19 protein-coding genes and 1 pseudogene are annotated in these 24,065 nt (G+C 39.4%); 6 read left to right on the top strand and 14 right to left on the bottom strand.

Annotation, left to right across the window (positions count from 1 at the left end; all coding sequences use genetic code 11):
• A pseudogene (locus IQ244_RS19215) lies at nt 1–196 on the top strand (IS5/IS1182 family transposase); the annotation flags it as partial.
• Nucleotides 197–392: 196 nt separating this feature from the next.
• On the opposite strand, the gene trxB reads toward IQ244_RS19215, so the two are convergent.
• The gene (trxB, locus tag IQ244_RS19210; RefSeq protein ID WP_193897000.1) at nt 393–1,763 is read right to left on the bottom strand and encodes a thioredoxin-disulfide reductase; all 1,371 of its coding nucleotides are present in this window, start codon (nt 1,761–1,763) and stop codon (nt 393–395) included.
• A gap of 321 nt (nt 1,764–2,084) precedes the next feature.
• On the opposite strand from trxB, the gene IQ244_RS19205 reads away from it, so the two are divergent.
• Together IQ244_RS19205 and IQ244_RS19200 are read left to right on the top strand one after the other, a co-directional pair.
• Nucleotides 2,085–2,612, top strand: coding sequence for a type IV pilin-like G/H family protein (locus tag IQ244_RS19205; RefSeq protein ID WP_193896998.1), 528 nt, complete (start codon nt 2,085–2,087; stop codon nt 2,610–2,612).
• Nucleotides 2,613–2,874: 262 nt separating this feature from the next.
• Nucleotides 2,875–5,094 (top strand): O-linked N-acetylglucosamine transferase, SPINDLY family protein, encoded by a 2,220-nt coding sequence (locus IQ244_RS19200; protein ID WP_193896996.1) that lies wholly within the window; start codon nt 2,875–2,877, stop codon nt 5,092–5,094.
• 143 nt (nt 5,095–5,237) lie between these two features.
• Here the strand turns inward: IQ244_RS19200 and IQ244_RS19195 are convergent, their stop codons facing one another.
• From IQ244_RS19195 to IQ244_RS19160, 8 genes are all read right to left on the bottom strand, one after another.
• Entirely contained in the window at nt 5,238–6,179 is a 942-nt protein-coding gene (locus IQ244_RS19195; protein WP_193896994.1) for a glycosyltransferase family 8 protein, read from the bottom strand.
• Between the two features lie 762 nt (nt 6,180–6,941).
• Nucleotides 6,942–7,157: a hypothetical protein gene (locus tag IQ244_RS19190; RefSeq protein WP_193896992.1), complete on the bottom strand. Its 216-nt coding sequence runs from the start codon at nt 7,155–7,157 to the stop codon at nt 6,942–6,944.
• Nucleotides 7,158–7,302: 145 nt separating this feature from the next.
• The gene (locus tag IQ244_RS19185) at nt 7,303–8,217 is read right to left on the bottom strand and encodes a hypothetical protein (RefSeq protein ID WP_193896990.1); all 915 of its coding nucleotides are present in this window, start codon (nt 8,215–8,217) and stop codon (nt 7,303–7,305) included.
• A gap of 652 nt (nt 8,218–8,869) precedes the next feature.
• On the bottom strand, nt 8,870–9,262 hold the full coding sequence (locus IQ244_RS19180; RefSeq protein WP_193896988.1) for a hypothetical protein: 393 nt from the start codon (nt 9,260–9,262) through the stop codon (nt 8,870–8,872).
• A 565-nt stretch (nt 9,263–9,827) separates the two neighbouring features.
• Nucleotides 9,828–10,349, bottom strand: coding sequence for a hypothetical protein (locus IQ244_RS19175; protein ID WP_193896986.1), 522 nt, complete (start codon nt 10,347–10,349; stop codon nt 9,828–9,830).
• 101 nt (nt 10,350–10,450) lie between these two features.
• Entirely contained in the window at nt 10,451–10,891 is a 441-nt protein-coding gene (locus tag IQ244_RS19170) for a hypothetical protein (protein ID WP_193896984.1), read from the bottom strand.
• A gap of 308 nt (nt 10,892–11,199) precedes the next feature.
• Nucleotides 11,200–11,382, bottom strand: coding sequence for a CsbD family protein (locus IQ244_RS19165; protein WP_193896982.1), 183 nt, complete (start codon nt 11,380–11,382; stop codon nt 11,200–11,202).
• A gap of 347 nt (nt 11,383–11,729) precedes the next feature.
• Nucleotides 11,730–12,191, bottom strand: a complete 462-nt coding sequence (locus IQ244_RS19160; RefSeq protein ID WP_193896980.1) for a hypothetical protein — start codon at nt 12,189–12,191, stop codon at nt 11,730–11,732.
• Nucleotides 12,192–12,440: 249 nt separating this feature from the next.
• Here IQ244_RS19160 and uvrB point away from each other — a divergent pair, with 249 nt between their 5' ends.
• Nucleotides 12,441–14,438 (top strand): excinuclease ABC subunit UvrB, encoded by a 1,998-nt coding sequence (gene uvrB, locus IQ244_RS19155; RefSeq protein WP_193896978.1) that lies wholly within the window; start codon nt 12,441–12,443, stop codon nt 14,436–14,438.
• A 98-nt stretch (nt 14,439–14,536) separates the two neighbouring features.
• Here the strand turns inward: uvrB and IQ244_RS19150 are convergent, their stop codons facing one another.
• Nucleotides 14,537–16,807, bottom strand: a complete 2,271-nt coding sequence (locus IQ244_RS19150) for a transglycosylase domain-containing protein (RefSeq protein WP_193896976.1) — start codon at nt 16,805–16,807, stop codon at nt 14,537–14,539.
• Nucleotides 16,808–17,067: 260 nt separating this feature from the next.
• A complete protein-coding gene (locus IQ244_RS19145) occupies nt 17,068–17,442 on the bottom strand; it encodes a hypothetical protein (protein ID WP_193896974.1) in 375 nt (124 codons plus the stop codon).
• 204 nt (nt 17,443–17,646) lie between these two features.
• On the opposite strand from IQ244_RS19145, the gene IQ244_RS19140 reads away from it, so the two are divergent.
• Entirely contained in the window at nt 17,647–17,901 is a 255-nt protein-coding gene (locus tag IQ244_RS19140) for a hypothetical protein (RefSeq protein ID WP_193896972.1), read from the top strand.
• Here the strand turns inward: IQ244_RS19140 and IQ244_RS19135 are convergent.
• Both IQ244_RS19135 and IQ244_RS19130 read right to left on the bottom strand, forming a co-directional pair.
• The gene (locus IQ244_RS19135; protein WP_193896970.1) at nt 17,888–20,383 is read right to left on the bottom strand and encodes a tetratricopeptide repeat protein; all 2,496 of its coding nucleotides are present in this window, start codon (nt 20,381–20,383) and stop codon (nt 17,888–17,890) included. The two genes, IQ244_RS19140 and IQ244_RS19135, sit on opposite strands and share 14 nt — an antisense overlap.
• 99 nt (nt 20,384–20,482) lie before the next feature.
• Nucleotides 20,483–20,947 carry a hypothetical protein gene (locus tag IQ244_RS19130; protein WP_193896968.1) on the bottom strand — a complete coding sequence of 155 codons (465 nt, stop codon included), beginning with the start codon at nt 20,945–20,947 and terminating at the stop codon, nt 20,483–20,485.
• Nucleotides 20,948–21,495: 548 nt separating this feature from the next.
• Between IQ244_RS19130 and IQ244_RS19125 the strand changes: the two genes are divergently transcribed.
• Complete coding sequence (locus tag IQ244_RS19125) at nt 21,496–22,272, top strand: hypothetical protein (protein WP_193896966.1); 777 nt, start codon at nt 21,496–21,498, stop codon at nt 22,270–22,272.
• A 58-nt stretch (nt 22,273–22,330) separates the two neighbouring features.
• On the opposite strand, the gene ureC is transcribed toward IQ244_RS19125, so the two are convergent.
• Complete coding sequence (gene ureC / locus IQ244_RS19120) at nt 22,331–24,037, bottom strand: urease subunit alpha (protein WP_193896964.1); 1,707 nt, start codon at nt 24,035–24,037, stop codon at nt 22,331–22,333.
• Between the last annotated feature and the right edge of the window lie 28 nt (nt 24,038–24,065).

Genomic DNA, 24,065 nt, shown 5'->3' with positions numbered 1-24,065 from the left:
TTGCGAAGATAAAAAGAGTAATCGAGACTTAGCCAAAGTTCGAGTTGTCGGTGAGCATATTAATCGGAAACTAAAGATATTTAAAATCTTGTCTGACCGTTATCGCAATCGGAGAAAAAGATTTAGTTTGAGATTTAATCTCATCGCTGGTTTGTACAACTATGAGCTTCGTCTCCCTAAAACTGAATCTGCTTAACTGACTTTTGCAAGAGGTCTAATAAACTGTGAAATATGAAATGAAGTTAGGATTACGCCAAAACGCTCTCTAACTCTTATTTCTCAGTTGTCTCTGTATCTTCTCTTGTTCGCTTTTTCATTACTTGGGTGTAAGTCCTAGAAAGATGAAGGATAAAATCTTAAATTTCAGACTTCATCCTTCAGACTTCAGACTTTTAAAGATTGCTTTCAATCAACTGGCGGTACTCGCTCTTTTGCTTCACGCCTTTGACTTCCTTCACCAGTTCTTTGTCCTTGAAGAATTGCACTGTTGGTGTACCTGTTACCCCAGCGTTTTCGGCAATCTCCCGGTCTTTATCAATGTCAATTTCCACAAAGTGAATTTTGCCATCGAATTCATCCACTACTTTATTGAGTATGGGTTTGAGGGTATGACAAGGGCCGCAACCGGGCGCGACGTATTTGACAATCAGCAGGCGATCGCTTTCATGGAATAATTTCCGTAGAGCATAACCACCTTCATGACGTGTTGCTTGTAAACTAAACCCTGCTGCTTCCTCCGCTTCCGTTTTCTTTGGTGCTGGCTGAGTTTCTAACTCATTGTTAATTGTTGGTTCTTGATGAAACTCTTGAATCAAAGTATTAGAAGACAACCAACGTTCTGCCAACAACGCCGCCATACAGCCAGTACCCGCAGCTGTAATTGCTTGGCGATATTCATGGTCTTGCACATCACCAGCCGCATACACGCCCTCCACACTGGTTTCTACAGAACCATGTTTGGTGACGATGTAACCCACCTCATCCAGTTCGAGTTGTCCCTTAAATAAAGATGTATTGGGAGTGTGACCGATCGCATAAAATAAACCCTTAGCATGGATTTCGCTTTCTGCACCAGTTTGATTATTGCGAACTTTCACCCCATCCATGTGACCATTGCCAAACACATCGATAACTTCTGTGTTCCAATGCACCTGAATTTTTGGGTTACTCAAAACTCGGTCTTGCATAGCTTTAGAAGCCCGCATCTTATCAGATCGCACTAACAAATTAACTTTGGAACCATATTTAGTCAGGTAAATAGATTCTTCTGCGGCTGAGTCGCCAGCCCCAATTACCGCCAACTCTGCGCCGTGGAAAATTGGTGTAGCACCATCGCAAATCGCACAAGCAGAAATTCCGCGGCTCCAAAATAAATGTTCGCTATCTAAACCCAAGCGCCTTGCTGTGGCTCCAGTGGCAATAATTAAACTGTGGGCTTTAACTTCTCTTTCTTCAGAGTGGACTGTAAATGGACGCTGACTTAAATCAACAGATATCACATCCTCAGTATATAACTCAGCCCCCCAACGTTCAGCCTGTGCCTTCATCCGATCCATTAGGTCTGGCCCAGTAATCCCTTGAGGAAACCCCGGAAAGTTCTCTACTTCCGTCGTTGTCATCAGTTGCCCACCTGGCAACCCCCCAGCTTGGAAACCTTCAAAAACAACGGGTTTCAGGTTAGCTCGTCCCGCATAGATGGCAGCGGTGTATCCTGCTGGCCCAGAACCGATAATCACCACGTTTTCTACAGTCGGGTTAGTCATAAACTTAACTGAACTCATAACGACTACGTTTAATATAGCATAGCAAATCAATGGAGTGGAATCAAACCCTCATCCCATTTTGGATTTTAGACGGGTAATTACTCTCGATAGACTTATCCTCTTCCAAGCATGATTCTCCAAAACCTGCATATCTGAGGCACTAATCACTACTTTCTTTTTCCAGACCGTAATTTAACGGGGATATAACCATCATCAGAAAGATTTTTTACCAGAAGTGATAGATCGGATATTACAAGTGGGTAAGTTACAACTAGAACTCACCAATCAACGTTCGTACCCCGAACTTTCAGGAGAAACCCCATGCTCAAGCCAGAATTACAAGCTAAATACTTACATTACCTCAGCAACCGTAAGAACAAACAAGAAGAAGGTTTTACCTTAATTGAACTGTTGGTTGTAGTAATCATTATCGGTGTATTGGCAGCGATCGCTCTACCTTCTTTGCTCGGTCAAGTTAACAAAGCCAAACAGTCCGAAGCGAGAAACTATATTGGTACAGTTAACCGTTCTCAACAAGCTTACTACTTAGAATACCAAGGTTTTGCTACCAGTATTTCTCAGCTCCAAGTAGGTATTAAGACTCAATCAGATAACTATTCCTATGTTATTGCTGGTACCAGTACTCTTACCCAATTTAACGCAACACCAATTAAACCTGCGCTGAAATCTTATTACGGTGTAGTAGGTACAACACTAGGTAGTGCTGCTACATCTGAAGCACTCACAGTGGCAATAGCGTGTGAATCACCTACCCCTGTGACAACCACTCCCTCCCTGGCTACCAGCTCTACAGGCTGTCAGAACAACTTTGCTTCTTTAGCTAGATAAAAAACTTAAGATTTTTCCTAGTCATCTTACTAGGCAATTTCAAATCAAGTTATTCCTCCGTTGGGTAGTGTGTTAGCACATTACCCAATTTCTGCAATTTTTTCATTAGACATCTCCAAAAATAATGTAGAAATGTAGAATTACTAAGTCTCTACAAGGTTTTTGGATAAGGCATATTTAATTGCTTGAGATGTCCCTGAGAAAATTCATATTTTCCTGTCTTTCTGCCATCTCTCCTACTCAGATTCAAAATTTTTGACCTATGGTTGCTTTAACTACTCCCTCCAATTTATATCAGCGTGCCAATGAGTATTTCCTGAATGGAAATTACATTCAAGCTGCTAACCTTTATGAACAAGCAATTGCTGTCGATCCAGAGATTAAATCTAACTATTGGCATTTAGGGTTAATCTTCCTCTTACAAGAACAAGAAGTAGAAGCACAAACGACTTGGTTCATGGCAATGATGGAAGGAGATGCTGAACAGGTCAATGTTTGGAATGCTGAATTATTAGAAATTTTAGAAACGGAAGCCGAACGCCAAGAGAAGTTAGAAAAATATAATGTTTGCGAAAAAATTCGGCAAAATATTAGGCAAATTGCTCCCGACAATATTCACAATCTCCTGCATCTAATTAATCTATATATTAAGCTTGAAACTTATACAGAAGAAACATTTAGCGAACTAGATATCATTGAGATTATTAATTCCACTACAAAAACAAACATCAATTTAGAAATTTTATGTAAAACCCTAAGTAGTGTTTTACACTATATACAGATATATCCTTCTACTATAGAATTCTTTGAAGCTTGTTCGCTACATTTTACAGAAAATCCTCAAGCTTTAATGAATATCTTCATTGCTGCCGCTGTAGACATTGCTTACTCGCGCCAGCAACCCAAAATAGCCGCGCAGTTATGCGAAATTTATTTACGTTTGGATAAAAATAACCCAGGAATTTTAGGACATTTAGCTAGTTTTTATCAAAATTCTGCTGACTATGAATTAGGCATAGAAACAGCTAAAACTTTTTATTCTTTGGTGGAGAGATTACCCGAAAAAATCTTTGCCAACCGTCAGATACTTAGAGGGTTAATGAGTGCAGGTGGTCAGTGGCAAGAGTCTTATGCTGTCAATCAAAGACAGCAAGATTTATTAGCAGAACTCATAGCTGCGAATCCTCAAGATTTGACACCAATGGATGTATCTATACTCTTAAATTCTAATTATTTTGCATTTTATATAGAAGATAATATAGCGAAAAATAGGTCTGTACAAAATAAAATCCTGCAAATATGCCAAGAAAATCATAATATTTATGCCCAAGAAAAAGTAGAAAAATATGCTCAAGGGCATTTAGAACGAAAAAAACAATTATCTTCTCATAAGAAACTGAAAATAGGATACATTTCCCATTGTTTCAAAAGTCATTCTGTGGGCTGGTTAGCACGATGGTTATTGCAGTATCATGACCGAGATAAGTTTGAAATTAATGGTTATTTTGTTAATAGTGATAATGTATCCGATCTCTTGCACCAGTGGTATATTAACCAAATGGATAAGGTATTCAAATCCTATAATGTTTGGTCACTCGCAGAAGAAATTTATCAAGATGAAATTGATATTTTAATTGACTTGGATAGCATCACGCTAGATATAACTTGTGAAGCGATGACTTTCAAACCAGCACCAATCCAAGTGACATGGTTAGGCTGGGATGCTTCTGGTAGTCCATCGATAGATTATTTCATTGCTGATCCCTACGTTCTGTCAGAATCAGCGCAGGAATACTATCAAGAAAAAATCTGGCGTTTACCTCAAACATATATAGCTGTAGATGGTTTTGAAGTAAATGTGCCTAAAGTCCGTCGAGATGAATTAGATATTCCTGATGACGCAGTTGTTTATTTCTCTGGACAAAGGGGATTTAAAAGGCATCCAGATATTACAAGATTGCAGTTAAAAATTATCAAAGAAGTTCCAAATAGCTATTTCTTAATTAAAGGTTTGGCCGATGAAGAATCAACTCACAAATTCTTTGCCCAAATAGCAGCAGAAGAAGAAGTAGATTATGCAAGATTACGGTTTTTACCAGATGCTCCTTCAGAAGGAGTTCACCGAGCAAATTTAGATATTGCTGATATAGTTTTAGATACTTATCCTTACAATGGAGCGACAACTACCTTAGAAACACTATGGATGTGTATCCCGATGGTAACGCGAGTAGGTGAGCAATTTGCAGCACGTAACAGCTACACCATGATGATGAATGCTGGTATTTCTGAAGGTATTGCCTGGACTGATGAAGAGTATTTAGAGTGGGGTATACGGTTAGGAAAAGATGCAGCTTTGCGGCAACAAATTGCTTGGAGGCTGAGACAATCAAGAAAGACTTCACCTTTGTGGAATGGTAAGCAATTTGCTCGTGAAATGGAAACAGCGTATGAGCAAATGTGGCAGAAGTATACAACCACTTGAGTTAACGCGTAAGAATTATAAATTATATCTTGCAGTAAGTAGCAGCTTGATTGCTATGAAATTTAGGTGGGCAATGCTAAAAATTGTGTCAAATCCTAATTGGACATTGTATAAGTTGCCCAGCCTAAATTGATTGATAAGATTTACAATTTTGACGTATTGAGTAAGGTGAGTTTACCAACTTTTCGACTTAATCGCCGCAAATAAGTATCTCGCCATCCTTTCCAAGATGTCATATCAAGATATCGAAAAAATAAATGTTTTTTTGGATGTTGGCATTCAGTACGCAATCCGGCATACCACGGTTTAGGCGCATTAGTAAAATGAATGATGCCAGGATGATGCAACATTTCCTGATATACATCTTCTGGATAGGGACTATCTTCTGATGATGAATAATTATAGACTCTAGGCATTTGATTCCATTTTGGATGAAGTTCTCCCCATTTTCCAGCCATAACTGCGTTTAAACCATCCTGATCATCAGGTGAATATTCTAAATTTTCTCTGAGATAATTGATAACTTTTAATCCAATATTTTCAGTTCGCCATTTATCTAAATTGATGACTAAAAGCCCTGAATTAAAATATTTACTATCTGGAGATAACCCTTGGTCTTGATAGTTTCTCAATCCAGTAGACATTGATATATATAGTTGTACGTCATCCTGAACAGCTAGTACATAGTTGTCAGCAATATCAATATTCCATAATTCTTCTAAATCTCCTGTTACAACCATATCGCTATCTAGATAAATTGCCTTATGAATATCTTGGGGTAAGAACTCGGTAATGAGTAAGCGATAATAACAGCTAATAGTGAGATGCCTAGATAATACTAAATTCTCAAAAATTTCATTGTCTGGCTGTACCCAAGAAATATTTATTTGTTCTGGATTGAAGGATTTGATAATTTTGTTTTTGTTGGCTTTACTAATTCCTCCATCAATAATTAATAGTGAGATTTTGCGCTGACTATTTAGATTTGCTAAAGCTGAACGAACTGTTACAGCTAACGGCATTGCATAGTTGTTATCAGCAGCACAAACGAGGAAAATAGGTTGAATATTTGAATTCACCAGCATAAATTTGACTACTAATTGTAGTAGCTTGAGATGTTGATAATTAACAGGAAAAATGCTGTACCAAAAAGTGTAGCGATCTACTGGTACATGGAAAAAATACTATTATTTAGGCATGATTGGGATCAAGTTAATTGCATTTTTAATTATGCAACTAGCTCACACAAAACTCTCAGCCATTGATTATGGCAAATGTGAGCTTTTATATTTGTATGCCATTTAAATTATTCCTCAATCGGAATAATTTTTTTAAGCAAGTAAATTCACATAAAATCAGGGGGGAGTATCTCCAACTTCAGCCATCACATTAAAGTTAAGCATTGGAGCGAATAAATAAACACTTCCGCGATTAATGTAACGGCTTACTTGCAGCCAGTTTTGAGATTCTGCTGCGGTGGTAATCATGAATAAAAAATAAAAATTATGGGTTTATTTGTATGGTTTGATAGTGACAGGTTTAGTGTACTCCTACCATCCTAGAAGATAAATACAAAGTTTTTTCCAAGAATCAGTAAAGTTTTCCAAAAATATAAACCTATTAGGTAATTATAATTTCTATTTTTTTATTTGTGTTTTTTTGAAAACATTTTATTAATGTTACTTACTTAAATGCTTATTTTTTACCTAGATGGCTTAACTATAAAAAGTGGGTAACTGTTCTATCTCTGGTATTTAGAAATACAAAAATATCTTGTTAATTTGTGACTTATTCTTCTGAGCCTTACTGATTGATATTTTTTATATTAATATTTAAAATAAAAAATTCTAATTTATAAGAAAGGCTAGGGGAATAGTCCCAGCCTTGGCAGATAGATGTGTATCTCTGGTTTTAGTACTATCGCCGATGAGTATGTCACTGAGGTTTCGATTTCTTGGCAAAAATGCGATCGCACCAAAAACAACCATAAAATAAAAAAGGCGGAAAGACCGCCAAGTCACACTTACACCTTGTTTTATCTGGATAAATTCAGTTTGCCTCATCGAAATGACATTCTTATTACAAACTTATGTCAAATCACGACAAAGTAGCTTTGTTCTACGTCTATCAAATGCTAATATTTTTGTAGTTTTTGTTACATTCTGGATAAAAAAATCAGATTTATCATTATTAACAAAGGCTTTTAGCTTAAGAGGGGCTTTTCTGGGCTTCTTTTTGAGCAGCTTCACTATATTTCCTATATAGTTCAGTCCGAATCTGAGCTTCTCGATAGCGAGTGTGATTTTGTGGTACTGCTGCCATTAAATCAGATGCTCGTTGCCATTTGGCAGCTAAATCCAACCATTGAATTGAAGTTGTGGCTGTTTTACCACTAATGGTAGCTTGGTTGGCAATTCGCACAGCTGACCCAAAAGGATCACTTTCTTCTTCAGAGTCACCAAGATTATTTTTAGCAGTACTAACTGGTGCTGTTGGTTTGCGGGCGTTGGCGTTGGCTGTGGTAACTTGTTTAGGGGTTTCTAGTTGAACGAAAATTTTCAGCTTATCACCTAACTGAGCATATACAAACCAACCCAATAACACCAAAAAACCCAGACTTAAGGCTGTTGGGATTCTGGTTTTGGGTAAATATCGATATTTGTCTCTGTTGGTTAGTACAGAAGTACGAGAAGATTGAGTTTTGAGCCGGGCTGATTGTGCTAATTGAGTTGTAGCGCCGGTGAAATCTTGAATTAGCTGCTTAACTACATGGGGTTGAGTTAAGGTAATTTCCTGTGACCACAGTAATTGATTTTCGCGATCGCTATAAATTTCTTTTAGCCAAAGTAACTGTTCTTCCCTGACAATCCGGCTATTAATATTGACTCGGTGAATATTCCGTGGTGCGATCGACTCCAGAACTTTCTGGATTTGTTCTACCACGGACGATTGTTCTAGTTGCTCTATTTTAGATGCTTCACAGAGAAGTTGTAAGACTCCATCAGCAAAAATAGCTCTGGTTCTGACACCAGATTGGGCTAACTTTTCGTTTAATAATTGAATGATTGCTGCAACACTACCCTGGTGAGCTTGCCAAGCAATATCATTTATTCGATCTACCATTTCTAGCATTTGAGTTTTCGTGATAGCTTTTTAACCCTGATTTATTACCAGACTGGGATACTTAGGCTACTGTTCTCCGGAACTTTAGCTTGTCTTTGATTTTATGAGTAAAAAGACGAGTTGCCAAATAAAATCTTTAAAATTCGACTCCTTCTGCTTTCCGCAAGAAGACTCTCTCAATATCAGTCAGTGTACCCTTATTCTGAGTAACTGATTAATTATGAAGTTATAAACATCACTTCTGTAGTATAAAGTTATGCACGTCTAAATAGTATCAGGATCAATACTTAGCAATATCTTATGACAAGCCACTTCAGGTCTACGCAACTTTTTTGGGAAATTCTGCTAACTGAGTCCGTGCTGATGGTTTGAGTATTTATTTCATTGCGGTACGCAGCACAAGCTAAACGCTGTGCTATCACTAACAGCCCTTTGCTATCAATCACTATTACAAATTCGCAGAAATTAAAGTATCCCCATGAGAAATCGCTCTCACGGGGATTATACGGATTTATTAATTATCGACTGCACACTTTATATTTCAGTCTGTTCGTACTAGTACAGCGCGGCGCAAATAAACCTACTATTTCAAACAGGTACAAGCCTGGATGTATCAACTTTTAGACTTTTGATTTTTGACTTCACAGCGGTACTAGTCTCTCCTGTGGAAAAATTTTTTTTCCGATAAATTATCTTGCTTACTAGAAAACTCAGAGCAGTTTTTAGCTTCATCAGTCAGTACAATAGAAGGTTGAACTGCACATTTAAGATAATGGTTATTAGAATAAAAACGGCAATTTTTACAAGGAACCTGATGCAAGCTCTTGACACTAAATACCATTTTATTATCCAGAAACCTCTGGATTTTGCGTAAGACTAGGAAAAAAAATATCCAACTGAAAAGAAGACCTATAGGACTTAAATATAAAGTTGCTGCTGGAATATTTAAGCCTTGAGGTGGTGTTGTTTCCTGTTTAACTTCACCACGGTTTAAATAAGAATTATTGACTTCTATTGCTTTGTTTATTTCTGTTTTAACAAACATAATATTACTATATATATTTGTGTTGGATTGATATTTATTAAAGGAAAATTTGCGTCTTTTAGAGAGCTATACCAAATAATCTTCCAAAAAATAATGTATTGTAAATTACAATTTTCTACATAGCCATATATTAAATGTATATACAAATATTTTATGAGATAAATTGCAATACAAAGTATTCTTTTGAAGATTCTAATTATATTTTTAGCAAAATATAATTCATGGTATCTCTGTCAAGAGTTTTGATTATAGTTGATGGATATATATCAAAAGAAATAGTCTAGTTGTATTTTTTACTAAAAATCACTTTATGTTAAAATTTTGAAATATTTTTTATTTTAGATTTACAGTTTTAAGGTTTGAAAAATCGATAGAAAAATTATTCGCTTGAAACTACATTGCTCTTTATCCCAAATCTCTGTTAGCTTGCACTAAATAATTACTTTTGTCTTCCTTGGCGCTCTTGGCGGTTCGTAAAAAAATTAAGTGCATCTTCATGGAGAATTGGTATTAGCCATAAAAAAAGGTGGTATTACCCACCTGAATGTCTGACTCTCCTGAAAAATTACCTGTGGCTACCCAGCCATTTAGCAGCTGCAATACCTACAATTGCGGCGACGACAGGGTTACTCAGGAACTTAATAATCCCTGGTTGCTCTGCTAGAACTTCGCGGAAAACGTCTGGATGGTTGTGATATGCAAAGGATGCAAGTTTGCTAACATCATCAGCACTCATCCGGTTAGGGTTATGAGTCGAAAGACCTAGCTGTTGTTCCAAGTGGCGATCATCTAAACCTCTTCCTTTCAAGTGTTTGAAAAAAGCGCGAGCTACATCATCTCGTTCATTAGGTTTTATTTGCGCGATCGCTTTTTGTAATTCTGGCTCCATTTGGCTGGAGGGAATGCGGTCTGGATGAATAGACTGACCAAATAATTGACGACGTTGATCTGTAGTGGTACGTTGAGCAAAATCGTCAAAATTGTCGTACTGAGTAGCTGCATCAGTTGATGGATCATTTAATGATTCCACATCACCTTGAGCTAAGTCTTGCATTACTTGTCGTCTGTATTCTTCACTAGTTGACATTTTTTTATCTCCTTATTCAGCACAAATTCCTGAATTTTCTTGGCAAAATTCTAGAATTTTTAGTTTTAAATTTCCTCAAACTCTGATAGCTAATATTCACATTAGCTATACTTCACTTGATTAGTCTGAATATCATATTGAGTAGTCAAAATTAACTTTTTGTCAGGACTATAAACCAAAACAGTTAAATCTTGATTAGGGAAATTCTTCCGAAAACCTTGAACTAGAGACTTAGCTAAAGGTCTGACTTCATTAGGACGAACATCACGAGAAATGACAACACCTAATTTGTTGTTATCTCTCACATAAGCGTCTTTAATTAGTCCCTTGGATGTTTGTACTACCCAGTTACCAAAATTTTGCCCACCGGGAGTATTACCTCTTTCTAGTTCGGTGTAAGTTACATCTCGACCAATTACAGGCGGGTTTGTTGTGCGGTCAGCTTGACTGACTGTAGCACCACCACAGGCAGTAGTTACAGCCAACACCACAATTAAAATACCAGCGATCGCAATTTTCCGAATCTGCTGTAGCAGTATCATTATTTCACTCCCAAAATAAACTTTTAAAATAGATCAAATTACTTGTAATTCTTAGCTAGGGGAATGGAATAGTATGTTTTTGTAAAGTCATAATTAATCATTTCTCTAGCTAAGGAGAGCAGAAAGGTAGAGACGTACTAGTTAACGTCTCTACAGGAAAAATATCTGCTATTTGTCAGCCTAGCTGCGGCAAAAAGATAAAAAAGGATAATCTAATTCTCAATTCTTCAAGTATGTTTGGTGAATTGAAAAATTATCCAGCTTCTATAGCTTCTATCTCTGCCGTTAATTGCAAAGCACAATTAATCTTAGTCAATCTTTCTTTTTACAGAATCTTTGACATCTTCTAAGCCTTGACGTACTTCACTTTCAGCCTGCTTTGCTTTACCTTCAGTTTTATCTTCAGGATCTCCAGTCACATTACCCAATGCTTCTTGAGCTTTACCTTCAATATTTTTAGCAGTAGCTTTTGCACGATCTTCTAAACTCATCTTAGTCTCCTAATATTATATAAATTAAGCTTCAAAGCTATAAATAAACTTTGAAATTCTTGGTGATTACTCTTACAAGTTAACTTTATATTTTCCTTTAGCCTTCCACCACAGGATATATTATGGATCTCTATAAAAAGAGAGATAACAAGAATAAATTAGAGATAGTGAGCAATAAGATACCAGGCTTTTTTCAGAAGTCTGGTATCTGAAATATAAATTTTAAAATTAACTTGAATATATATGTGATTAGGTAAATCTAGTTTTTGATAATATCTAAAATAAACAAAAAACCCAGCCTCTAGAGGAGACTGGGTTGATAAGATCATAAAAAATGCTTTTTTGCTCTAGTCGATAAAACCCATAAGAATTTCAGAATTGTCAATAATATTTGATGCTACTGGGCGATCACCCATTACAGAATAGCTGTGAGAAATTACCAATGCACTTGAGGCGATTGGACGTATACCTGACAAATTAATACTGTCAAAAACTTGGATATGGTTAGCACCAATTGGACGAATCCCCATCACGTCGATTGTCCCTACTATTTCTAAGGTACTGACAGATATGGGACGTAGACCTGCAATTGAGACTGTTTCCGCAACTTGTAAATCACTGCTGGCGATAGGTCTAATTCCCGCAATGGCGAGTGTTCCAGAGGTTTCGGATTTATCTGGATTTTGAGTATTTGGATCGTTATTCACAGCTTGACCTTGATTATTTTCAACTTCCACCGTTGCTTCTCCCTTGAGCTTGGCACCTCTTTGACGAGGACTAGCTGCTTTGCCAGTGCTGCTTATGCTCATAAACTAATACCTCTGGGTTCTTAATTGACCTTGACAATATTTGAGGAAAAATAAAATTTTTTTCCATATATCAAAGTTTACCCTTAAAAAACCTTGCATAGATATAATTATCTTCAAAACTTATACATAAGTAAATTTAAAGAATAAATATTTGTAACATAATATTGTTGTCTATTCATTTGGGTGATTTAGCTCCACAGGTACAGAGTGATATCGTTACCATGAGATAGGGTATTACTAGCAAACTGTATGACAGAATTTTGTCTTCAAGCTCCCTTTACACCTACAGGCGATCAACCACAAGCGATCGCTCAACTTGTTTCCAGCATAAAATCGGGTAATCGTTACCAAACCTTACTGGGAGCCACAGGAACCGGCAAAACCTTTACAGTAGCAGCAGTAATTGAGAAAATTGGCAAACCAACTTTAGTTTTGGCACATAACAAAACCTTAGCTGCACAACTTTGTAATGAGTTACGTGAGTTCTTTCCCAAAAACGCAGTTGAGTATTTTGTCAGCTACTACGATTACTATCAACCAGAAGCGTATATTCCGGTAACAGATACATATATTGAAAAGACAGCGGCGATTAATGATGAAATTGATATGTTGCGTCACTCAGCAACGCGATCGCTGTTTGAACGCCGTGATGTTATCGTCGTTGCTTCTATTAGCTGTATCTATGGTTTAGGGATTCCCGCCGAATATCTCAAAGCCGCCATACCCTTAAAAATTGGGATGGAAGTAAATCAACGCGAAGTTTTGCGTGATTTAGCATCTGTGCAATATAGCCGCAACGACATAGAAATGGGTCGGGGACGTTTTCGTGTTCGTGGTGATGTTTTAGAAATTGGCCCCGCCTACGAAGACCGAATTATTCGGGTCGAATTTTTTGGGGATGAAATTGACGCAATTCGCTATATTGACCCAGTAACAGGCGAAATTATTAATAGTTTGGAAGCTGTAAATATATATCCCGCGCGTCACTTTGTCACCCCAGAGGAACGATTAGAAGTTGCTTGCGAGGATATTGCCTTTGAATTAAAACAGCAAAAACTAGAATTAGAAACAGCAGGCAAATTATTAGAAGCACAACGGATAGATCAGCGCACCCGCTACGACTTAGAAATGTTGCGGGAAGTTGGTTATTGCAACGGTGTGGAAAACTATTCTCGTCACTTAGCCGGCCGACAAGCAGGGGAACCACCAGAATGTTTAATTGATTATTTCCCGAAAGATTGGCTATTAGTAATTGATGAATCTCATGTAACTGTACCGCAAATTCGGGGGATGTATAACGGCGACCAAGCGCGGAAAAAAGTGTTAATTGATCATGGATTTCGTCTTCCTAGTGCGGCAGATAATCGGCCGTTAAAAGCAGATGAATTTTGGCAAAAAGTCAACCAGTGTATTTTTGTTTCGGCGACACCTGGTAATTGGGAATTAGAAATTTCTGAAAATCACATAGTTGAACAAGTAATTCGTCCTACTGGGGTAATTGACCCAGAAATTTCTGTGCGTCCCACTGAAGGACAAATTGATGATTTACTAGGAGAAATTAAAGACAGAGTTGACCTTCATGAAAGAACGTTGATTACAACGTTAACCAAGCGCATGGCGGAAGATTTGACAGAATATTTGCAAGACCATAGCGTTAAGGTACGGTATTTGCATTCAGAAATTAATTCCATTGAACGGATTGAAATCATTCAAGATTTGCGTGATGGACATTTTGATGTGTTAGTTGGGGTAAACTTGCTGCGGGAAGGTTTAGATTTACCAGAAGTTTCTCTAGTGGCAATTTTAGATGCTGATAAAGAAGGTTTCTTACGCGCCGAACGCTCTTTAATTCAAACGATTGGTCGAGCCGCGCGTCATATTCGTGGACAAGCGATTTTATATGCTGATAACTTAACCAACAGCATGATTAGAGCCATTGAAGAAACTGACAGAAGGCGGGGGATTCAAACGGAATATAACCGGATACATGGAATTACACCGCAACCAATTGTCAAAAAATCCAGTAACGCAATTTTGTCGTTTTTAGACGTATCTCGGAGGTTGAATAGTGCAGATTTAAAAGTTGTTGATGAACATATCGATGAATTACCTTTAGAGGAGATTCCCGGATTGATTGGCAAGCTAGAAGCACAGATGAAAGATGCCGCCAAAAAACTAGAATTTGAAGAAGCTGGAAAATTGCGCGATCGCATCAAACATCTGCGAGATAAATTACTCGGACACTAAATTAAAAGTGCTGAGTCACCGAAGCTTGCTCAACGCGGGGAACCCGCGCACGCAACTTCTCGCTGAGTGCTGAGGAAAAAATATTTTTCTCCTGTCTTCTACCTGGCAATTCTACTCATATATCTCCCCCACAGTTGAGCCGCTTGGGCGCTACTACCAGAAGTGGGGGAGTTATTATCATTGCCTAACCAGACACCTGTTACCAGTCGACGGCTAGGAATAAAACCAATAAACCATAAATCCACGTTTTTATCAGTTGTGCCTGTTTTACCAGCTTCTCCCATCCCAATGGCCGCACTACGACCAGTACCTCTAGACACAACTCCCCGCATTAAGGTAGTCATTTCATCAGCTACCTCTGTGGAGAGAACTCGCTTGTTAGCCTCCCGGTCTTGCTCAAAAGAATAGATAACACGGCAGGTCTTTAAATCTTTCCGATCCTTGCAATCACCGCTGTCCAGAATTCGACTAATAGCATGAGGTGGATTCCACATACCTTGATTGCCAATAGCGCCAAAAGCCCCCGTCATTTCTAAAACATTCACCACACTTTGACCCAGTACCAAACCAGGAACCGGATCAAGCTGTGACTTTACCCCCAATTTCTGAGCCATTGCCACAACTTTATTCAAACCTATTTCTTTGGCGACTCTTAAAGCAATGGGGTTTTCGGAAAGGGCTAGACCTGTAGCAATATCTAAACTGACATCTGCACCAGCACGACAAGGTTTATATGTAAAGCCCTGCCAAGGTAAAGGGGCGCAAGAATAAGATTTATATGGGGAAATCCCCTGTTGAATAGCTGCGGTGTAGGCAAAAATTTTAAAGGTAGAACCTGGTTGTCTTTTGGCTTGGAAAGCACGATTGAATTGGCTTTTGCGATAATCAGTACCGCCGACCATTGCCAAAATACTACCTGTTTTGGAATCTAAAGTAACGATCGCTCCTTGAGAAAAACGATAGTTTGAGCCATCATTATTCACAGAATTTTTTAATGATGCTTCTGCCTGGGCTTGAATCGCTGGATCAAGCTGGGTTTCAATAATGTAGTTGCCTTCTCTGGCTGCGCCTTCCCCTAATATAGAATCTAGTTCTTGAAAGACATAACTATAAAAATAGGGCGCAATAGTTTTGGCTTGCTGTTCGCAAACTTTGGGGCTGACTTGAACAGTGGAACGTCTAGCCCGATTGGCATCTTCTTGAGAGATTTTGCCCATTTCCAACATTCGCTTAATCACGCGATTGCGATAATCAGCCGCTTCTAGTTTATTGGGGCCATCGCCACAAAAATCAAAAGCATTGGGAGCAGGCAAAATGCCGACTAATGTGGCGGCTTCTGCAAGAGTTAATTCTTGGGCTGACTTTTCAAAATAAAACTGAGATGCATCCTCAAAACCAGAAGTATCTCCCCCTAAAAATACTCGATTTAAGTAAGTCAGCAAAATGTCATCTTTGCTATAAAACGTTTCTAGCTTGAGAGCTACAATTGCCTCACGCAATTTGCGGCCGAGGGAGTCTTGAGAACCAACATAATCGCGGAATAAACTGCGAGCAACTTGTTGGGTAACTGTACTGGCTCCCTGTTGTAAATCTCCACTGCGGCTATTAATTAACACCGCACGTAAAATTCCTAAGGGGTCTACACCAACGTGCCAGTAGTAACGGCTATCTTCTGAGGCGACTACGGCGTTAGCTAAATAAGGGCCAAAGTCTTGCAATCGCTTCTTATCTACATGGGCAGTTGTGCGCGGTTCACGTAGAGGTGTGGAGCCATCACGGGCGTAAACGATGACTGGAGCGCGAGTAGCGGTAGGTAAAGGTTTGACAGTAAATTTTAGCCATTCCACACCAATTACCAAGGCTAACAGCGCAGTTGCACCGCCAACGCCATAACCTGCCCAAGTTGCGGCTTTAACATACCATGCTGGAGGATCAACATATTGCAGTCTGACTGATGCCGCCAGTTCTGGTGGCCCTAGAGTGATAATATCGCCATGCCGCAGTTCTAAAGAAGGGAGCCGCCGTTTCCCCAGATAAATACCATTGGTCGAGTTTTCATCTCGAATTACAAAAACAGGTTTGCGTTGGGTCGAGTCCCGCGATAAAGACAGATGAATTTGGCTGACAACTGGATTGCGAACAACTATATCAGAAGATTTAGAACTCCTTCCGAGAATATAGCGATCGCCTAACAATGGATACACCTCCGCCTTATCCGCCCCTGCATCCTGTACCCAAAGTTCTGGTACTTTGGCGTTTGGCTTGAGCGCCAGCTTGGAAAAATCGACCCTAGCTTGAATTGTATGTACTGCTTGAGTCAGTTGACCAAGTATAGTTTGTGGCTTTTGGGGAGGTTGGGGGGAACTCATCGGCTATTTACATCACGATTATTTGGCAGTGAAGAATCGGCTAATGGCGATTTCCTGACAGGTCTTTCACCATTTTACTCATAAGCCACAACAGAAGTTGGGGCAATTCCAGATCATTGCGCTTTTAACTAAACTTGTAAATTAGCAAAAATAGAGAGCATTGCTGATTGATTGAGGATGACTCTTGTAGGGTAAACATCTTGCCTGCCTTATAAATACCCTAAAGTGGTCATCCTCCAAGACTATTAAAATTATCTCAATTAGCTTGTTAGCGCAACCAACTTTTTACGACTAGGACGCTTGCGTTCTGATTTTTTCTTCAGTCCAACAGCTTGCGCTTGGTCACTGTCTGAACCATACTGTCCGCGCACAACTTCTTTCATCGCTATTACAGCATTGTGAAATTCCCATTCTGCCAATCGCGCCGCATCCGCAGCCGCACGGTACATAGTTAATTTTTCAGTTTCAACTTGTTGCGTAGTCAACATAGCCTGATAAGCTTGTTGTAAGTTAGTCACAGTGGCATCAGCACGGTTCGTTTCGTAAGTGCTTATAGTTTGCAAACCATGTAATGATTCAATATCTTGATTAATCAATTGAGGACGCAAACGGCGGGTTGTATCTGGACTTGTCATAGTTACCTAAGTACTTAATTATATATTTAATGTACCCATTGCAACAAAAAATCTAACAGTATAGGGGATTTAGGGGGATCTTCCAAAGATGAAAACGTTAATCAAACCGTATTAAATGCAATTCAATTACAAGTCGATGCAATAACATTGCAGATTAATACAATTTAATTGCAGGTCGATGCAATAACATTGCAGACCGATGCAATGCAATGGCCGGGCAATGCAATAACATTGCAGGACAATGTATTAAAATTACACATGGCGATCGCATTAAAAATTAAGCTTGCTTTGCTTACATCAACGCGAATGGAATGCAGGGGAATGGTGCGATCGCTCAATACAATTTACTTAAACCTTAAACTCAAACTCCGCGTAACTTTGCGCTTATCTCTGCGCCCCTCCGCGTTGAAAATTAAACAACGTCAAAAACTTACACCTCTCCGCCTTACCCTCTCTTAATTACCCGTGACCATTCTTGCTGACAAATAGCCAGATTTTCACGAATAGCAATTGTATTGGGATGATTTACCCCTAAACTCAGTTCTGCAATTTGCAAAGCCTTCTGGTAGAGTGGTTCGGCCTCGCTGTATCGTCCTTGAGAATGGTATAAAAATGCCAAAGTGTAGTAACTGGTAGCGACATCAGGATGATCTTTTCCTAAAAGCCGTTGCCTGAGTTGCAGCGCTTTTTGGTAAAGTGGTTCTGCCTCGCTGTACCGTTTTTGGGAATTGTAGAGAAAAGCCAAGTTGTGGTAACTCTGAGCGACATCTCGATGCTCTTCTCCTAGCAGATGTTGTCTGAGTTGCAACGCTTTTTGTAACAATGGTTCAGCTTTATTGAACTGTCTTTGAGAATTGTAGAGTGATCCCAAATTGTTGTAAATGGCAGCGACATCGGGATGCTCTTCTCCTAGTAGCCGTTGCTTGATTTGCAAAGCTTTTTGGTAATATGGTTCGGCTTCGCTATACCGTCCTTGTAAATTGTATAGTGATGCCAAGTTGTTGTAACTGGTGGCGACTGAGAGATGCTCTTCACCCAAAAGCCGTTGCCTGAGTTGCAGCGCTTTTTGGTAAAGTGGTTCGGCTTCACTGTAACGTCCTTGAGAATTGTAAAGGTTAGCCAAAGTGTTGTAACTGGTGGCGATATCTTGATGTTCTTCTCCTAGCAGCCGTTGCATAAGTTGCAAAGCTTTTTGAAACAGTAATTCGGCTTTGTTGTAATGTCCTTGTAAATAGTAAAGATTAGCTAAATTGTTGTAACTGGTAGCGACATCAGGATGTTCTTCTCCTAGTAGCCGTTGCATGAGTTGCAAAGCTTTGTGGTAAAGTGGTTCAGCTTCACTGTAACGTCCTTGAAACCAATAAAGATTAGCTAAATTGTTGTAACTGGTGGCGACATCAGGATGTTCTTCTCCCAGCAGCCGTTGCATGAGTTGCAAAGCTTTTTGAAGCAGTGGTTCTGCTTCCCTGTACTGTCCTTGAAATTTGTAAAGTGATGCCAAATTGTTGTAACTGGCGGCGACATAAGGATGCTCTTCTCCCAAGCGCTGTTTTGCCACTGATAAACATTGCTTTCGCCAAGGTAAAGCTTGGGCGTAAGCTCCTTGACCTTCATAAAATTGACCTAAGCCAAAAAACGGCCAAATTAAATCTTCATCACTTAACCAAGTGTGGTAAGCTTTGGCAACTTCAGCAAGGTGGCTAATAACGGGAGTAAATGTATTAATGTCTTCCAATACAGGTTTTTGAGGAATTGCTTGCGCTTCTTTTACCATTGCAGCACAGTAACTATATTTTTGTTTATCAGCAACAGCTAAATTATTTTGCTTACCTCTAAAAAACTCTTGAATCAGTCGATGTAACTGATAACTGTCTTCACCTTGGATTAAGTGCAAATTTTCCAATTCAACTCTCGCATCTTCCAATGTTTCAACATCTTTCTCTTTTGCCGCACTTTTTACCAAATTCCAAGGAATTGGAGCCAAAGCAAATAAACTTAATAAACACCCTAACTCTTGAGCAAGTTCACTTAATTCTGTCCAACTCAATTCAAAAGCTGCGGCTACTCCTCGTTTTACATCAAGTGTCCAAATCGGGTCATTTTCATTCACCACTAAAGAAGGATGAGCTAATCCTTTTTCTTCTAGCCGTCGCAACATCTCTGCTAAAGATATCTTGCGTTTTTTTACATACCTTCCCACTAATTGTAACGCTAAAGGTAAATAGCCTAAACGCTGACAAAGTTCTTGAGCCTTTGCAGATTCTTGCTTTACTTTATCTTCCCCAACTAATTCAGTCAGTAATAACAGTGCATCAATTTCTTGTAAAACTTCCAGAAATAAAGAACCAGCTAAATCTAACTTGAGTCGCGTGGTGATAATTACCTTAAACTGAGATGGTTGTGGCGGTAGATAAGGTTTTATTGCGCTGTAATTTGTCACATCATCTAAAACTATGAGCGTATTTCCCTCCCGCCAATGTTGCCAACACCAACGCACTCGCTCCGGTAACTCTAAATCATCAGGTATTGGCAAACCTAAATCTGTTCTGGCAAATTGTACAATTTGCAAACCAATATCTTCTGCTCTTCCTTGTAGCCAACAAATTCCACCAGGGTAAGTATGTAATTGTAAATGCAGCAGCGAATACTGGATCGCTAATTCAGTTTTTCCCACGCCCCCCATACCTTCCACAGCCGCAATGACTACTTCATCATTACGTTGCAACTGTTGATAGAGGCGTTTTAATTTTCCCTCTCTTCCGACAAATTTATCTGTGTTACTTTTAGGAATGTTTTGCGGAAATCCAGTTGGTTTAGGAATATTATCTAAATTATTAAATGTTTGGTAAATCTGGGTAATATCTTTTATTGTGATATTGCCACCAACTTGTAAATTTTCAAGTTTTACTTGTACAACTTCAGAGTCTGACTCGTTAGTCATAATTTTAAATTAAAATATGGCATTACATTATGAGGCTTTTGTTGGGTTTTGCTATCGCTCCACCCAACCTACAAACTGCGATAAATTGAAAATTATGAATTATCTTTCAACTTGTTGGTTTAAATTACTCACATCAATGTTTTTAGCTGTCACTCCTTTAACGTTTACTTGCTCAACTGAACCATCCCCCGCAACTTTTTGAGTCAGATCTTTTACTGTGACACCCTCAGTTAATGCAATATCACTCAAAACTACTTGACGGATAGTTGCATCTTGTGACTTTAGCTGTTCAACTAGTGCTTTCAATTTATTCGCAAATTCTGCATCTGCATCCATCTGAGTTTGCAGTACACTTTGAAGAATTGTTTTATTTGTGTCTGTTGGTTGATTTTGTGCTTGTGTTAGTATTCCATCTATGCTATTCGCTTGAAACTTTTCGCGAATGGTGTCTACTAGTTTCGTAAATGTATCAGCCGCACCTTTACCTAAAGCTTTACCACTTTCTTTGATTGCTTCCGAGAAAAATAAGGTGACAATCACTGCTGCTGTTAAAGGTTCTACCATAAGCTTGTACTTAAATTGAGTAGTAACAAAGTGATATACAAGCTTACTGTACAACTTTTCGGATTTTGAAGCGATCGCAAAAAGTTAAAAATTACACCTAGTGTCGATTGGGTTGAAGAATATAACTTTCAACATTATTTGGAGAATGTTTCAGTAGCTAAAATAACAAAGATGGTAATTGTTGCAATAGTTTGTAGAATATTGAGTCGCGTCGCCTAAAACATTTTAATAATTTTCTAGACAATATCTAAACAGCAATTAAATTTAATTGGTTGAGTTATCTGAATTACATTGATAAATTTCTGTTTTTGATTCTATATCTCTGATTTTATCAGGCATTTTTCCTTTCATAACTAGATCTACTCGCAGATATTTTTGTATTTATAACAACTAAGATGCTTGAGGTAAACCATTAAGGCTGCTATTTTATAGCATCTACAGCTAAATTCCACAGCATAAATAAACATCAGCTTTTAGGATGATTTTCTAAATTTAATTGTTTGGTTTAATGGGGCGAGTGTTCTGTTTCCGTTGAGGTTAATTTCATAATGAAGGGAAAATCTCTGTCGTTGATTGGTACAGCTTTGACTTTGGCTTTGAGTGCTAACGTTGCAGTTGCTCAATCCAGTAAATCCCCAATTGCTCAATCCAGTAGCACATCCACTAGTTCACCAACGGAAATTCAGCTTTCACCAGAAGGGTTAAAAATTCTGTGTGAACGTTTCCCCTTAAATTCCCGTTGTCCCAACGGTCAACCACTCACCCCAAGTTCCTCCGGTACTACCACCGTACCAGAAACACAGCCTTCGGGAAGTACAACACCCGACAGCACAACCACACCTGGAACAACTCCAGACAGTACAACAGTACCTGCTGAACCTACCACTCCTGGCAGTACAACAGTACCAGATACTACCAATCCTACCAATACAACACCAGCCCCAGGCGGCACAACTTTACCAGATTCCACAACTCCTGGTAGCACAACTCCGAATCAAATTACACCAGCCCCAGGTAGCACAACTACACCAGATTCCACAATTCCTGGTAGTGTAACTCCTGCACCAGATTCCACAACTCCTGGTAGTGTAACTCCTGTACCAGATTCCACAACTCCTGGTAGTGTAACTCCTGCACCAGATTCCACAACTCCTGGTAGTGTAACTCCTGCACCAGATTCCACAACTCCGAATCAAATTACACCAGCCCCAGGTAGCACAACTACACCAGATTCCAGCACTCCTGGCAGTGTAACTCCTGCACCAGATTCTACTGGTACACCTGACAATAGCATTAAACCAGGCTCGGCATCTCCTTCCAAGTAAGGGATTGAAAAATGAAGAGAGACAATGCGATCGCATTGTCTCTCTTCATTTTTGCACCTCAAAATAAAAAGTAACGCTGCGCCATTGGTAAAACTGTTGCAGGTTCACAAGTCAGCAATTCGCCATCAGCCCTGACTTGATATGTTTCTGGATCTACTTCGATTTGGGGTAACGCGTCATTTAGCTTCAAGTCGCCTTTACTTAACTGACGTGTTCCAGTTACAGCAACAGCGATTTTTTGCAATTTCAACTGACTAGGAATTTCTCTTTCTAACGCTGCTTGGGAAACAAAAGTGAAAGATGTCGCACTTCTAGCACCAGCAAAACTGCCAAACATCGGCCTTGTATGTACTGGTTGCGGTGTGGGAATACTGGCGTTAGCATCCCCCATTTGCGCCCAAGCAATCATCCCACCTTTAATTACAATCTCTGGTTTGACACCAAAAAACGCAGGTCGCCACAAACATAAGTCTGCGAGTTTTCCTGCTTCTACCGAACCGACATAATCAGCAATACCATGCGTAATTGCTGGGTTAATGGTGTACTTAGCAACATATCTTTTGGCGCGTAAATTGTCAGCTTGACTATCTCCCTCCAGACTTCCCCGCTGTACCTTCATCTTGTGGGCTGTTTGCCATGTGCGAATTATCACCTCGCCCACTCTTCCCATTGCTTGGGAGTCAGAAGAAATCATACTGAACGCGCCTAAGTCGTGCAAAATATCTTCAGCGGCGATGGTTTCTCGGCGTATCCGAGATTCAGCAAAAGCCACATCTTCGGGAATTGCTGGGTCGAGGTGATGACATACCATCAACATATCTAGGTGTTCATCTAAGGTATTGAGAGTGTAGGGACGGGTGGGATTAGTAGAAGATGGTAAAACATTGGCTTGACCGCAGACTTTAATAATATCTGGTGCATGTCCACCGCCTGCGCCTTCGGTGTGGTATGTGTGAATAGTGCGGTTTTTGAAAGCGGCGATGGTATCTTCCACAAATCCAGCTTCGTTGAGAGTATCGGTATGGATGGCTACCTGCACATCGTATTCATCAGCCACACTCAAACAAGTATCAATCGCCGCGGGAGTTGTCCCCCAATCTTCATGCAGCTTTAAACCCATTGCACCAGCTTGGACTTGTTCGGCTAATGCTTGGGGTTGACTGGCATTACCTTTACCCAAAAAACCTAAGTTGACAGGAAAAGCATCCGCAGCTTGTAACATCCGGTAAATGTTCCAAGGGCCGGGGGTACAGGTGGTGGCGTTGGTTCCCGTAGCGGGGCCAGTTCCGCCACCAATCATCGTTGTAATTCCAGAGGCGATCGCAACTTCAATTTGTTGGGGACAAATAAAATGAATATGGCTATCAATCCCGCCAGCGGTGAGAATCATTCCTTCCCCAGCTAAGGCTTCGGTTCCGGGGCCAATAATAATATCTACATTGTCTTGAATATATGGATTACCCGCTTTACCAATTTTAAATATCTTGCCATCTTTAATGCCGATGTCTGCTTTGACTACTCCCCACCAATCGAGAATCAAAGCATTAGTAATGACTAAATCTACAGCACCATCGGCGTTAGAAATGGGGGATTGTCCCATCCCATCACGAATAACTTTACCACCACCGAATTTCACTTCATCGCCGTAGGTAGTAAAGTCTTGTTCTACTTCGATAAATAATTCTGTATCAGCCAGGCGGATGCGATCGCCTACTGTCGGCCCGTATGTTTCTGCGTAGGCGCGGCGATCCATTCTATAACTCATTATTTAATTCCTTCGAGATGTAAGATGT

Source organism: Nostoc sp. LEGE 06077 (genome assembly GCF_015207705.1).
Taxonomy (GTDB): Bacteria; Cyanobacteriota; Cyanobacteriia; order Cyanobacteriales; family Nostocaceae; genus Nostoc_B.
The sequence above is the reverse complement of the archived record's forward strand: the minus strand, read 5'-3'. Positions and strand labels throughout refer to the sequence as shown.